Origin of the sequence: Xanthomonas sp. BRIP62409, from assembly GCF_003992965.1 — a bacterium.
GTDB classification, from domain to species: domain Bacteria; phylum Pseudomonadota; class Gammaproteobacteria; order Xanthomonadales; family Xanthomonadaceae; genus Xanthomonas; species Xanthomonas euroxanthea.
This window is the reverse complement of the sequence record NZ_QEZJ01000030.1, coordinates 152,197-167,496: the sequence shown is the minus strand read 5'-3', so window position 1 is coordinate 167,496 and position 15,300 is coordinate 152,197. Positions and strand designations below refer to the sequence as shown.

The window sequence follows — 15,300 nt, the reverse complement described above, 5'->3', positions numbered from 1 at the left end:
ACTGGTCCGGCGCCGACTGTAGCAGTTTGCCGCGACGATCAACCGCACGCATCTGAATCGCCCTGAAAAACGATGCCCCCGGTGATTGGCCGGGGGCATCGGTCACACTATCTATCTACTTACTGTCGTGCAACGAGCGTCAGCTTCGCGTAGTCGCCCGCGCCCACCAGCTTGATGTAGTAGGTGCCTGCCTTGGGAGCAGTGAACCGCACGGTTTCGCTATTGCCCGGGCGGGTCGACTTGGCGTCGTAACTGGTCGCGCTGGGTTCGGCTTCATGGCTGACGTACACCGACACATCGCCGGTGCCACCGTAGGTCATGAAGCTGAGTACGGCCCCGGCCTTGGCTTCGAAGCTGTACAGCGTGGCGCTGCCCGCGGTACCACTCAGGCCGGTCAGCGGGGCCTTGTTGGTCAAGGCAATGGCGGTCGGCGCGCAGCTTTCGGTGGCCGGATCGCAGGGCTCCACCAGCACCGCTTCCAGCGCGGCCTTGGCATCGACGATGCCGCTGCCGATCGGGGTGCTGGCCGGCGGCGTCACCGGGAAGCGGCGGCTGGTCTGCTTGAGCAGGGCTTCCACTGCGGCCGGAGTCAGCGGGCCATCGCCCAGGCCGATCGCCGCGCTCTGCACCAGGGCGACGACACCGGCCACGTGCGGCGATGCCATCGAGGTGCCACCTAGTCCCATATAGGTATAGGTGCCCGAGGTCGGCGTGGTCGCACCGGTATAACCGGCCTGCCAGATGTAGCCGCCCGGATTGCCGTCCACGCTGCCACCGCCGCCCGGACCGGACAGGTCCACCTTGCTGCCGTAGTTGGAGTAGTAGGTGATGCCGCCGGTGATGCGCGTGGCACCCACGGTGATGGTGTTGTTGCAGCTGGCCGGCGAATGGTTGGCCGCGTCTTCGCCGCTGTTGCCGGCCGCCACCACCACGGTGGTGCCGCGCGAGACGGCGCCGTTGATTGCCAGCTGGGTGGCCGAATCGCACGGCTCGCCGCCGCCCAGGCTCATGTTGATGACCTCGGCCGGGTTGGTGTTGGCGGGCACGCCAGCAACCGTACCGCCGGAGGCCCAGACGATCGCATCGGCGATGTCGGAGGTGTAGCCACCGCAACGGCCGAGCACGCGCACTGGCAGGATGGTCGCCTTCGGTGCCACGCCGGCCATGCCGACGCCGTTATTGGTCGCCTCGGCCACGGTGCCCGAAACATGGGTGCCGTGCCAGGAGCTTTCCTGTGCCACCGAGCCGTCATAGCAGACGTTGTCGGCCTCTTCCCAGTCGCCGTAATCCAGCGCGCCCGGTACGCGGGCATCGGTGGGACGACGCGAGACTTCGGCATCGGTAATGAAGTCGTAACCCTGCAGCAGGTTGCCGGCAAAATCCGGATGGCCCGGCAGGATGCCGGTATCCAGCACTGCCACCACCACGCCGGCGCCCTGCGACAGATCCCATGCGGCCGGCGCATTGATGCCGCCGTTGGGGTTGCTCAGATGCCACTGGTACTGCGCGTACAGCGGGTCATTGGGCACCAGCTGCGGGCTCACGTCGGTGGCGGCGAGGCTCTTCTTGATCTCGACCGGGCGCAGCATGCGGTCGATCTGCACGTCGGCCACGGACGGGTCGTTCTTGAGCTCGACCACGACCTTGTCCACCTGTGCGGTGGTCAGCGTGCTGGACAGCTTGATCAGGTCCGAGCCGATGCCGAGCTTGCGCACATACGTCGCCTTGGCGGCGGCTGCGCTGCTGCGTGCGCCGGTGCTCGCACCGACACGGCCGACGGCGGCCTGCACCGCGCTCAGCTTGCTGGCGCGATCGGTCGCGGCGGCGGTGTTGTCCTTGTAGCGCACGATCAGGCGGCTACTGAACGCAGCGCCGGCCGATGCTGCCTGGGTCGGTTCCTTGACCAGCAGTTGCGGGGCAGCAGCGAGCGTGCCCGATGCACCGAGCGCCATCATCAAGATGGCGCCGGTCAGCGGGGAGAGACGGAAATTCTTGTCGATCACGGTGAAGTCCTCTTCGTGTTTTTCGTCGATCAGCTGGGAGCGGCTTTCGAAACTGCTGCGCAACTGCGGTGCAGCTCGCTGCGTTTGATCAGCCACTCCTGGTAAGGCCATCACTCCATCGAATCCGTTGGCCGGCCCAGCCACGGTCCTTGCCCGCCCCCTCGGGCCTTGCTCTGGCGCGGCGGCGCACACCGGCGCCGCCGCGTGTCATGCACCCAGCGGGTTACCAGCCGAAGCCGGCGCCCACACCGATCGAACTGTCGTCACCACTGAGCGCGCCGCCCACCGTCAGCGTGGCGCGCGGGCTGATCGCACGCTGGTAGCCCACCGACAACGCCGATTCGCCGTTCTGGAAACCGACGCCGGCACCGACGCGGTTCTGCGTGGCGATGCCACCGACGCTGGCGGCCATGTTCAACATCGCCGAGCTCATCGCACCCTGCCGATCCAGGCGACGGTTCTGCCGACGCAGACGGTCCTCGATGTCGCCCTGGTAGGTTTCGAAGCTGTCGGCCATCGCGTTGTAGCGGCTGTCGGTATAGCTGTTGGCCGCGGCAACGCCGTTGTCCAGCTGTCCCTTGTTGACCGCATCGGTGGCACGTGTGCCGGCGGCCACGTTGGCCACCTGACGCTCGCCGCCGACGCTGCCCACCGACACCGTGTTGGCGCGATCTGCAACCGACCCCTGACCCAGCGCGACCGCACCTTGTGCGCTTGCCCGTGCACCCTGGCCGATCGCCGTACCGGAGGCCGCGCTGACCTGCGCGCCTTCGCCCATGGCCACCGCATTGGTCGCCACCGCAGCGATCTGCGTATTGGCGCCGACCGCGGTGCTGCCGTCGGCATTGACGCGTGCATTGCTGCCGATCGCGGTGTCGTTGGGGCCATGCGCATACGCGCTGCCGCCGATCGCCGTGCCGGTCACGTGGTTGGCCACTGCTGCCGTGCCGACGGCGGTGGACGTTGCGGCCGGGGTGATGCTGCCGACTACCGCTGCGGTCGGCGTGCCCTGCACGCTGGCGCCGGTATCGGTGACAGCGTTGCTCGATGCAGTCACCGCACTGGTGGCAACAGCCGGCACCGCTGCGGTGCGCAGCGACAGCGTGCGTGCCGCAGTGCTGGCCGTTGCAGTACCGCCACGTGCGTCCAGCTCGGTGACCTTGCTGTCCAACGCGGTCAATGCCGCACCGACGTTGTTGTAGCTGGCACCCTGGATCACGTAGGTCGGCGCGACGAACACGCCTTGCGCACCGATCGCCGCACCACCGCCGAGGAAGCTGGCAGCGTTGCTCAACGACTGGAACAACTGGCCGCCGTTGACCGCATCGGTGCTGGCACTGGCAATCGCGCCGCTGCCGACATTGACGATGCGACGGGTGGCCGGGCCGCCGCGGCCATCGCCGCTACCGACCGACACCACGTTGGCGTCATAGGTGCGCGAGCCCGAGCCCAGCGCCACCGAGTCCGCACCGCTGGCACCGGCATTGGCACCCAGCGCCACCGCATTGGCACCGCTCTGGCGCACGAAGGAGTTGTAGCCCAGTGCCACGCCGTTTTCGCCGATGGAATTGGTCTGCCGGCCCATCGCAGTGCTGTTCACGCCGCTGGCGCTGCTGTCCACGCCCATGGCGCTGGCGCCGGTGGCCGAAGCGCGGCTGCCGGAGGCGATCGCCACGCTGCGTGCGCCGCTGGCGGTTGCGCCGGCACCTGCGGCGGTGGCGCGATCACCGGTCGCGGTGGCCACCCCTTCGCCGGTGGTCTGCACCATGCCGGTGGTGGTCTGCACATCGGCCGCCAGCGCATCCAGCTGGCCCTTGTTGACCGCATCGGTCGCCGCCTGGCCGTCGCTGACATTGACGATACGACGGGTGGCCGGACCGCCGCGGCCATTGCCGCTGCCGATCGACACCGTGCCGGCTTCGTCGCTGCGCGAGCCCGAGCCCAGCGCCACCGAATCGGCACCGGTCGCACCGGCATTGGCACCCAGGGCCACACCGTTGACCGCGCTCTGGCGCACGAACGAGTTGTAGCCCACCGACACCGCGTTCTCGCCAATCACGTTGACCTGTCGGCCGACGCCGGTGCTGTTGATGCCGGTCGCCGATGCATCCACGCCAACCACGCTGGCACCGACCGCATCGGCGCGGCTGCCGCCACCCAGGGCCAGCGTATTGTCGGCAAGTGCCGCAGCGCTCTGACCCAGCGCGGTGGCATTGACGCCGTCGGCATAGGAATTCCAGCCGATCGCGGTGGTGTAGTCGGCCGTGGCCCAGGCACCTGCACCGAATGCGGCAGCGCCGGTGCCGGTGGCACGCGCCGGGATGAAGCCGAAGAACGTGCTGCCGCCCACCGCCACGCTTTCGTCGCCGGTGGCTTCGCTGAACTCGCCCACGGCGACCGCGCTTGCACCGGAGGCCAGCGATGCGGCACCGACCGCGGTGCTGTAGTCGCTCGAGGCCACCGCGCCGTAACCCAGCGCCGACGACAGCCGGCCGCTGGATTCGCTGTAGCCACCGAAGGCGGCGCTGCCGACATTGGAGGCGGTGCTGCGGAACCCGGCCGCCGTGGCCTGGTTGTCCGATGCCACTGCCTCGCTGCCGAGCGCGGTGGTATAGGTCGAAACCGCTTGCGCGCCGGCACCGTTTGCGGTGGCGCCGACATCGCTGGCCAGGGCATTGCTGCCGACCGCGCTGCTGTTTTCGCCGGTGGCCTGGGCATTGTTGCCCATCGCCGCCGCGCCGATGCCGCTGGCCAGTGCGCTCACGCCGACCGCCGTTGCGTTATCGACGACCGCCTGCGCGCCTGCGCCCAACGCCGTGGTGCCGGTGCCGGTGGCATTGGCGCCCTCGCCTGCAGCCAGCGCGTTGTCGCCATCCACATAGGCGCCGGCATCGCTGTCGGCGCTGCCGCTGGCCTGGAAGTACTTGCTGGTGGATTGCGCGGTTTCGGCCACGGCGTTGAGCTGGTCCAGATTCACCGCATCGGTGCCCTGCGTACCGGCGGCCACGTTGGTGATCTGACGCTCGTTACCGGCGCTGCCCACCGAGACCGCAAAATCGCGATCGGCCACCGAATCGGCGCCCAGCGCCACGCTGCTTTCGCCGGTGGATTCGGCGAAATTGCCGAGTGCGGTGCTGTTGAGGCCAGGCGCCCATGCAGCGCCGCCGAGCGCGGTGGAGAAGTCGCCGGAGGCTTCGGTCGGCAGCAGGCCGAGCAAGGCACCACCGACCGACACGCTGTTGTAGCCGCTGGCCACGCTGCCCTGGCCGGCCGCAACGCTGTAGTCGCCGGTTGCGGTGGCATCGCCACCCACGGCTACGGTACTTGAGCCGCTGGCGGTGCTGAAATTGCCCAGCGCGGTGCTGTTGAACCCGGTCGCGCTGGAATAGCCGCCCAGGGCGGTGGAGTAGTTGGAGGTGGCCTCGGCGCCGAAGCCGAACGCCGCCGCGCTGGTGCCATCGGCCACGCTTTCTGCGCCGACCGCGGTGGCCGAATCGCCACTGGCGCTGGCGAAATAGCCCACTGCGGTGGTTTCGCTGCCATCGGCCACGCTCAGCGTGCCGGCCGCCAGCGACCCGTCGCCATAGGCGCCTGCCGCCGCACCCAGCGCGGTGCTCTGCGCGCCGGCGGCTTCGCTTTCGCCACCTACGGCCACGGCATAATCACCGCTGGCCTGGCTGAAGGCGCCGCTGGCCACACTGCCGTAGCCGCTGGCGGCGGCGTTGTAGCCGGCCGCATTGGCGTACTGCGCGGTGGCGCTGGCACCGCTGCCGATGGCGACCGCGCCGATCGCGGTGGCCTGGCTGCTGGAGCCGAAGGCGCTGCTGTAATCGCCATCGGCGGTGGCGTTGGACCCGGCCGCGATGGCCTCCTCGCCCTGCGCATCGGCGGTGCCGGTGCCGGTACCGGTAAACAGGCGCGCAGTGGCTTCGGCGGTCTCGCCGACCGCGTTGAGCTGGTCCAGGTTCACCGCGTCGGTGCCTTCGGTACCGGCGGCGACATTGGTGACCTGGCGCTCGCCACCGAGGCTGCCCACCGACACCGTGTTGGCGCGATCGGCAACTGCGCCGGCGCCCAGCGCTACGCTGTTTTGCGCGGACGCAAGCGCGTTGCTACCGATGGCCACGCTCTGCGCGCCATCGGCCTGCGCTTCCCAGCCCAGCGCAGCGCTTTCATCGCCTACCGCGGCAGATTCGCTGCCAAGTGCAATGGCACGCGCGCCCCATCCGTTGGCGAATGCACCCATCGCCACCGAGGCGGTGTCGGCGGCGAAGGCATTGGGGCCCACTGCGGTGCTGTCGTAGCCATAGGCCGAACTTTCGATGCCGATCGCGGTGCTGCCATCGCCCCAGGCGACGCTGGCCCGGCCCAGCGCAGTGGCCGAGCCGCCGTTGGCGATGCTTTCATAGCCGATCGCTGTTGAGTAGCGTCCGTTGGAGATGCTGTTGCCGCCGACGGCGGTGCTGAAATATCCCGATGCATTGCTGTCGCCGCCGAGCGCGGTGGCGTAGTCGTCACCGGCGCTGCTATTGAAGCCCACCGCCGTGGCATTGGCGATGCTGGCATTGGCATTGCTGCCGACCGCCGTCGTGCCCAGCGCGGAGGCCTGGCTGCTCGCACCGAGCGCAATGCTGTCGTCGCCCGACGCGTTACTGGCGCCACCCAGCGCAACGGTGCGCTCGCCGAAGGCACTGCTGTTTGCGCCGATCGCAGTGGATGCGCTACCGCCGGCGGCGGCATTGGCGCCGAAAGCGGCGCTGTCATCGCCGAACGCGACGCTTGCACCGCCCACGGCCGTACTGGTGTCGCCGAAGGCCACACTGCCCGCCCCCAGCGCAGTGGAGTCGGCGGCGTTGGCAATGCTCTCGTAACCCAGTGCGGTCGCGCCGCTGGCGGTGGCCTGGCTTGCGCCGCCCACTGCGGTGCTGGACTCGCCCGACGCGCTGCTGGTGGCACCAAGCGCAGTGGCGTTGTCGGCGACTGCATTGCTGTTGAAACCGAGCGCGCTTGCATTCTCGCCGGTCGCGATGGCGCCGCTGCCGAGCGCGGTGCTGCCCTGCGCGGATGCCTGGCTGGTCGAACCGAATGCAGCGCTGTAGTCACCCGTTGCCGATGCGTTGGAACCGGCCGCAACACTGTCGATGCCTTCAGCAATCGCGGTGCCATCGCCGGTGGCCACGAACGTGCGCGCGGTGGTGGAAGCAACGTCGGACACGGCGGTGAGCTGGTCGAGATTGACCGCATCGCTGCCTTCGGTACCGGCGGCGACATTGGTGATCTGGCGCTCATCGCCGGCCGCGCCAACGGACACGGTGTTGGCGCGCGTGGCAATCGAATTGGCGCCCAACGCAACCGAGTTGGCGCCGCGTGCGGTGCTGTAGTAACCCAGCGCCGTGCTCAGCTCGCCGCTGGCCCAGGATTCCGGGCCGACTGCCGTGGCACCTTCGCCGGGTGCATAGGCGAAGTAACCCACCGCGGTGGCTTCGGTGCCGGAGGCTTCACTGAGCACGCCAACGGCGGTGGTGTAGGTGCCCGATGCGATCGCCCCGGCGCCGAGCGCAGTGGACGCTTCGCCGCTGGCCTGGGTCTGCACGAAGAAACCCAGACCCGGGACGTAATCGACCGGACCACCGACTGCGGTGCTGCTGGTGCCGCTGGCGCTGGTCTGCGTGCCCACGGCGGTGGCGTAATCGCCTGCCGCATTGGCAACCGCACCGAACGCGGACGACTGCGCACCGGCCGCATACGCGCCGACGCCGAACGACGAGGCCGCGAAGCCATCGGCATTGGCGCTGGCGCCGACCGCGGTTCCGCCGACGCCGGCACTGGTGGCACCGGTGGTGACCGGCACGCCGCCGTTGGTGACCAACGGCTCGCCGTCTTCGTCCACCGCAGCGCCGCCGACAGCCACGCTGCCGGGGCCGTTGGCCTGCGCGTTATGGCCGAATGCCGCGCTGTTCTGCCCGGAGGCGAGCGCATTGGCACCGACCGCGGTGGCATTGTCGGCCACCGCATTGGCACCGGTTCCCAGCGCAGTGGTCGCCGTGCCCGTGGCATTGGCGGCATCGCCGGCAGCCAGCGCGCTGTCGCCATCGACATAGGCGCCGACGCTGTCTTCGCCCGGGGTCGCCTTGAAGAACGTGGCGGTGTCTTCGGCCACGTCGGCCACGTCGCGCAACTGCGCCACGTTGACCGCGTCGGTGGCGTTGACGCCGGCGCTGACGTTGGTGATGCGGCGCGTGGCCGGGCCACCGCGGCCATTGCCGCTGCCGACCGACACCACATCGTCCTCGTGGGTGCGCGAGCCTGCGCCCAGCGCCACCGAGTTGGCACCGGTCACGCCGGCGTTGGCGCCCAGCGCCACGCCGTTTTCGCCGCTCTGGCGCACGAAGCTGTTGTAGCCGATGGCCACCGCGTTCTCGCCGATCGCATTGGTCTGGCGGCCGATCGCGCTGCTGTTGACGCCGCTGGCGCTGCTGTCGGCACCGGTGGCGAGCGCGCCGGTCGCGCTGGCGCGACTCCCGGCGCCGATGGCGGTGGCGTTGGCGGCAGGTGCCGACGCACCGCGACCGACTTCGACCGATTGCGCCACTGCGGAAAGGGGGATGGCGATGCCGGCGCTACCCAGCGCCAGGGCGATCGCGGCAACCAGGCAACGGCTCTGGCGGCGGTCGATGAATGCGGCGGTGCTCACTGCGCCCGGGCTGTCGCCGCTGGCCAACTCCGATGCCACGGCCCACACGCCTAACGATTTGTTCCAGACCTTGCGATAAATCCGATTCATCGACGCCCTGCTCCTGAATGTTGGGACTGGTTTTTTTGACAAACACCCACCGTCGCGAGGCCGTCAGCCACTGCGATCCCCGTGGTGATTGGCGCCATGGGCCAACTGGCGGTGCGCGGAAAGCGGCACCCTGGATAGTCAAAAAGTGAACGCTACCCAACCATAGAACTGAGCGAAGTGTTAACAGCGGTCAAATCGGGCGTCAAGTTTTTGACAGAAAGCGAAGCTGAGCGTGCTTTTCATCACACTTCGGCTTGCGTTTATTAGTTTTTTGATAATTCTTTGGAAAACAGCGATCTAGATCATGTCCCGCGAGACATTTGAAAGCTGAATACGGATGTCTGCAGCAGACAAAAAAGCCCGCTGGCAGGACGCCAGCAGGCTTGGTTGCGCAAAACCGCGCGCGAAACAGGTCAGGAACCGCGCCAGCGCGACCCGCGCCGACGCTTCAGGCCACGACGCCTCGCAATGAGGCCGCTCTCATCCGCATCATCGCGCCAAGAAACCGGCGGCAGCGCCCTCTGGCGCCACCGCGTGTCGGATCACTGGCGCGCCAACAGGCTCACCCCATCGAAGCTGCTGCCATCGAGCCGGATGAAATAGGTTCCGGCACGCGGTGCGGTGAAGCGCACCGTCTGGCTGGTCCCGCTGCGGCTGGACATGCCGTCGTTGTCGGTTGCGGTCGGCGCGCGGCCCATGGCGACATACAGCGCCGCCTGCCCGCTGCCGCCGAAGCTGACGAAGCTCAGCACCGCACCCGCATTCGCTTCGAAGGCGAAGACGCCGGCATCGCCGGCCACATTGGACAGACCGCGCTCGGGCACGCTGTTGCGCAGCGTCTGCGCGTCCAGCTGGCAGCCCAGGTCGCCGCTGGCGCAACGGCGCAGTGCCCGATCGATGGCCGCGCCGGCATCCACGATGCCGCTACCGGCCGGCGTGCTCAACGGCAACTGCACGGGGAACGCGCGCGCACTGCGCTTGAGCAGGCGCTCCAGCGCCGCGGGTGTCAGCGGCGGCTTGCCGTCGGCGATCAGGGCGCTCTGCACCAGCGCGGCCGTCCCCGCCACATGCGGCGTGGCCATCGAGGTTCCGGCAAAGCCAGGCCCGAGATAGGCGAATTGGCCGGACGTGGGCGTGGTCTTGCCGGTGTAGCCGGTCTGCCAGATCCAGCTGCCGATCGGGCCGTCGTACAAGGTGTCGGTTTCCAGATCGCGCGCGCCGCCGCCGGGCGCAGCCAGATCGATCAAGCTGCCGAAATTGCTGTAGTACGCCAACCCGCCGGTCAGGCGGGTGGCCGCCACCGATACCACATTGGCGCAGTTGGCCGGCACGGCACTGGACACGTCCGCGCCATCATTGCCGGCCGCCACCACCACGGTGGTGCCACGCGACACCGCAGCGTTGATCGCCGCCTGCGTGACCGAATCGCAGGGGCCAACGCCGCCCAGGCTCATGTTGATGATTTCCGCCGGGTTGCGATTGTCCGGCACGCCATCCACATGGCCACCCGACGCCCACACGATGGCATCGGTGATGTCCGAGGACGAACCGCCGCAATGACCCAGCACGCGTACCGGCAGCACCTTGGCCTTGTAGGCCACACCGGCACCGCCAATGCCGTTGCCGGTGGCTTCGGCAATCGTGCCGGCCACATGCGTGCCGTGCCAGGAACTGTCGCGGGCCGCTGAAAAAATGCCGCATTCGCCGTCCGTTGCTTCCCAATCCCCGTAATCCAGCGCGCCCGGCGCACGTGCGTCGGTGGCGCGTCGCGATCTGTCGGCGTTGGTGATGAAGTCGTAGCCCTGCAGCAGGTTGCCGGCCAGATCCGGGTGCCCCGGCAAGATGCCGGTATCGATCACCGCCACGACCACGCCTTCGCCCTGGGCGGTGGCCCAGGCTGCCGGCGCATCGATGCCGCCAACCGGATCGGTGAGATGCCATTGATTGCCCGCCAGCAGCGGGTCGTCGGGCAGGCTGCCACCGCTGTTCTGCAACGGATACATGCGCGTGTCGATCTGCGCGTACTCCACTGCAGGATCGGCCTGCAGTTCGCGCACCAGGCGGTCGGCGTCACTGCGGCTGAGCTGTGCGGGCAACCTGATCAACTCACTGCCCACCGCCAGCGTACGCACATGCGTCAGCGCGGCTTGCGTGCCGCTGCGCGCGGCCGGCACCAGGCGCACCGCCGCGCGCGATGCCGCCGCGGCGATCGTGGCCACCGACGCAGTGCCGACACTGCGCGCGCTCACCCGGCCACTGCGATAGTTGACGATGATGCTGTCGACCGGGGCGTCGCGCATGGCCTGCTGACGTTGCGCAGTGCGCACGCCGGAATCCGGCGTGGCCGCAGTGGCGATGCCGCTGGCGAGCGACAGGACGGCACTGCAGGCGATGGCGAGCGTTCGGGAACGATGGGTCTGAATCACGATGACGTCCTCTTCAAGATGAAATGCAAAGCAAATGAGTGAGCACGCAGCGGCCATACGCGCGCCGCTGCAACGGCAAGGCCTGCGTTACCAGCCGAAGCCGGCGCCCAGGCCGATCGACCTGTCGTCACCACTGAGCGCGCCGCCCACCGTCAGCGTGGCGCGCGGGCTGATCGCACGCTGGTAGCCCACCGACAACGCCGATTCGCCGTTCTGGAAACCGACGCCGGCACCGACGCGGTTCTGCGTGGCGATGCCACCGACGCTGGCGGCCATGTTCAACATCGCCGAGCTCATCGCACCCTGCCGATCCAGGCGACGGTTCTGCCGACGCAGACGGTCCTCGATGTCGCCCTGGTAGGTTTCGAAGCTGTCGGCCATCGCGCTGTAGCGGCTGTCGGTATAGCTGTTGGCCGCGGCGACGCCGTTGTCCAGCTGGCCCTTGTTGACCGCATCGGTGGCACGCGTGCCGGCGGCCACGTTGGCCACCTGACGCTCGCCGCCGACGCTGCCCACCGACACCGTGTTGGCGCGATCGGCCACCGACCCCTGACCCAGGGCCACCGCACCTTGTGCGCTTGCCCGTGCACCCTGGCCGATCGCCGTGCCGGAGGCCGCGCTGACCTGCGCGCCTTCGCCCATGGCCACCGCATTGGTCGCCACCGCGGCAATCTGCGTATTGGCGCCGACCGCGGTGCTGCCATCGGCATTGACGCGTGCGTTGCTGCCAATCGCAGTGTCGTTGGGGCCATGCGCATACGCGCTGCCGCCGATCGCCGTGCCGGTCACGTGGTTGGCCACTGCCGCCGTGCCGACGGCGGTGGACGTTGCGGCCGGGGTGATGCTGCCGACCACCGCTGCGGTCGGCGTGCCCTGCACCGCGTTGCCTGCATCCAGCGCGCTCGCCGTTGCAGCAACCGACGACGCCGAACTTTCTGGCATGCCGTCGGTGGCCAGCGCTGTTGCCTGCAGGCCATCGTCTGTCGCATCCGCCGTGGTGGCGACAGTCGAGGCGTCCGCAACTGGTGAAGGCGCCGCTGCCACACGCGCAGCGCTTGAACGTGCGGCAGTGCCGGAGGTGGCCGCTCCACCTCGCGCATCCAGCTCGCTGACCTTGCTGTCCAGCGCAGTCAGCGCCTCGCCCACATTGCGGTAACTGCTGCCCTGGATCACGTAGGTCGGTGCCACGAACACCCCTTGCGCACCGATCGCCGCGCCACCGCCGAGGAAGCTGGCAGCGTTGCTCAACGACTGGAACAACTGGCCGCCGTTGATCGCATCGGTACTGGCACTGGCAATCGCGCCGCTGCCGACATTGACGATGCGACGCGTGGCCGGGCCGCCGCGGCCATTGCCGTTGCCCACCGACACCACGTTGGCCTCGTAGCTGCGCGAGCCCGCGCCCAGTGCCACCGAATCGGCACCACTGGCACCGGCATCGGCACCGAGTGCGACGGCGTTACTGCCCCCTTGCCGAGTAAAGGCGTTGTAGCCCATCGCCAGACTGTTGTTGCCCAGCGCATTGGATTGCACGCCCAGTGCCATCGCCGCGCTGCCCGCCTCACCGACGAACACGCCGACGCTGGCATTGCGCCCGATCGCGATCGCGTCGGGCGCATCCGCCCTGGCGTTGGTTCCCAGGGCGATATTGTCGCCATGGAGGATCGACGTATTGGCGCCGCTGCCGATCGCAATGCTCCTGCTGGAGGTGGCGCGCGCGTCGTAGCCGATGCTGATCCCCTCAACGCCCTCGGCAGATGCCAGCGCCCCCAGCGCCACCGTACGCGGCGCGAACGACGCTGCACTATGGCCGATCGCCACCGCATCGGCGTTGGTGTCGTTGGAGAACACATTGGCGTTGTAGCCCAGCGCAACGGCGTAATCGCCGTCGCTTCGCGCGCCGGCGCCGATGGCAACGCCACCGACCCGGAAGGCACCTGCCGACCTAAGCGTGGAGCTGATCAGTGACATTCCGCCAAGCGTCACGCTGCGCTCGCCAGCGGCAACCGCCAGACTGCCCACGGCCACACTGCCCTCGCCAAGACTGGAGGCGTTGAAGCCCACCGCCGTGGTCATGCTCGCGTTGGCCAGCGCACCGAAGCCGAAGGCCGACGCCGCCGCACTGCGGGCGCTCGAAAAGGCGCCCACCGCAGTGGCCACATCATCCTGCGCACGGGCGCTGAATCCGGCCGCCATCGATTGCTCGCCACTGGCCGCGGCCCCCGTGCCGACCGCAGTGGCGAAGCTGCGCTGGGCAATGGCCGCGCTGCCCAGCGCCACCGCGCCGCGCGCCTGGGCCGAGGCACCCTGTTCCTGCGCGCCGACGATCGAGCCCGCCGCATCGAACACCGGCACGGACGCCACGCCGCCCACTGCAACGGCCGAGGCATCGGCCGCGCTGGCGTTGCGGCCGACAGCCACGGTATCGCGCCCCAGCGCCAGGCTGCCCGAGCCCAGCGCATTGGCGCCGTCGCCGATGGCGTTGCTGGCGCTCCCCAAGGCCAGCGCATTGAGTCCGTCGACATGGGCAGCGGCTTCGTCCGTATCGGTCTTGCCAATGGCCAGCGTGCTGTCGAGCCGATTGGTGATCGCACGCACGCTGTCGAGTTGGGCCAAATTGACCGCATCGTTGGCTTCGGTGCCGGCCGCCACGCTGGTGATCTGCCGCACCAAACCCGCCTGCACATCGCCCACCGACACCGTGTTGCTGCGGTACGCGTAGGAATGTGCGCCCAGTGCGACGGCACTGGATGCCGAACGGTTCCAGGCATCGTCGACAAAATCGCCCACGCGCGCGCCATAGCCGATCGCCAGCGCATCGATGCCATTGGTCTGGGAATCTGCACCGATCGCGGTGTTGTTGCCGTTGAACCACGAGGTGGCGGCGCGCGCGCCCAAGGCGATACTGTTTTCCAGGTAGGCCGTGCTGTCGTGACCGATCGCGATGCCGCCATCGCCCATCGTCAATGCAAAACCACCCAGCGATACCGTGCGTGGCGCGAACGAACCGGCGCTGTGGCCGATCGCCACGGAATCGGTATTGCCAGGCCGATTCGGAAAGATGTTGGAATCGTAGCCAATGGCAATCGCATAGTCGGACTGGCTCTGCGCACCTGCGCCGAGCGCGATGCCGCCTGTTCCGGTGGCGGCGGTGATCGAGCCGAAGTTGCTGATGCCACCCACCACCACACTTTGCACCCCGCTGGCCAGTGCGGTATCGCCCACTGCAATACTGCTACTGCCTTCGCTGCGCGCCCGGTAACCGAAGGCGGTGGACGTATCTCCGCTGGCACGCGAACTGTAGCCGCCGGCGGTGGAGAGAAAACCACTGGCCGTGGACAGACCGCCCACCGCGGTGGCGCCGTCGTTGCCGGTCTGCGCGCGATACCCCACCGCCGTGCCCTGCACGCCGATGGCGCTGGCGCCGCTGCCCAGGGCGCTGGAAAACGGATCGCCGGCCAGTGCACCACCGCCGATGGCCGTCGCCCCCACCCCGGACGCTTGCGTGGCCTGTTCGCGTTGCCCGATGACAAAACCGAATGCGTCGTAGTCGTAGACCGTTGCCACGCCGCCAATGGCGGTTGCCGATTCCCCGGCGGCCGACACGTTGTGCCCGATCGCGGTGGCGTCGCGCTCCAGCGCCAGGCTTCCGCCACCGAACGCACTGGTGCCATCGCCCAGCGCATTGCTTGCATTGCCCAGTGCCAACGCATCCTGCCCATCCGCAAACCCCGGTGCATCGGTATCGGCCGCAGGCGTTGCGGTCACCTGCGCGCTCGCGGTTGCAGGCACTACGTCGTTGCGGGTCGCCGCATCGGTGTCGCAACGTTGCTGGCCCTCGACCACCGTGCAATGCGCAAGCGCATCGGCATGCGTGGTGGCCTGGGCAGCTGCGGCCACGCCGGCAAGTGCCAGCAGCATCGCTGCCGCCAGCCTGCCGCGCGCGTGCACCGGCGATCGATTCAACCGCTGATTCCCCACATCGCAGGCAAGCCTGCCCGTTCGGCAATGTGCATGCTGCCCACCGCCGCCATCCAAGTACATTGGTTTCATCGACGACTTACTCCCCATTGGTCTGGCATGTAAA

The 15,300-nt window shown here is 68.6% G+C and carries 4 protein-coding genes; all 4 read right to left on the bottom strand.

Annotation, left to right across the window (positions count from 1 at the left end; genetic code table 11):
• Positions 1-119 precede the first annotated feature (119 nt).
• Positions 120-2,003 (bottom strand): diffusible signal factor-reguated S8 family serine peptidase, encoded by a 1,884-nt coding sequence (locus EO170_RS18395; RefSeq protein ID WP_104585978.1) that lies wholly within the window; start codon positions 2,001-2,003, stop codon positions 120-122.
• 223 nt (positions 2,004-2,226) lie between these two features.
• Positions 2,227-8,787 carry an ESPR-type extended signal peptide-containing protein gene (locus tag EO170_RS18390; protein ID WP_126947192.1) on the bottom strand — a complete coding sequence of 2,187 codons (6,561 nt, stop codon included), beginning with the start codon at positions 8,785-8,787 and terminating at the stop codon, positions 2,227-2,229.
• Between the two features lie 542 nt (positions 8,788-9,329).
• Positions 9,330-11,213 carry a S8 family peptidase gene (locus tag EO170_RS18385; protein WP_126947189.1) on the bottom strand — a complete coding sequence of 628 codons (1,884 nt, stop codon included), beginning with the start codon at positions 11,211-11,213 and terminating at the stop codon, positions 9,330-9,332.
• Positions 11,214-11,300: 87 nt separating this feature from the next.
• Positions 11,301-15,266, bottom strand: a complete 3,966-nt coding sequence (locus tag EO170_RS18380) for a YadA-like family protein (RefSeq protein WP_126947186.1) — start codon at positions 15,264-15,266, stop codon at positions 11,301-11,303.
• Between the last annotated feature and the right edge of the window lie 34 nt (positions 15,267-15,300).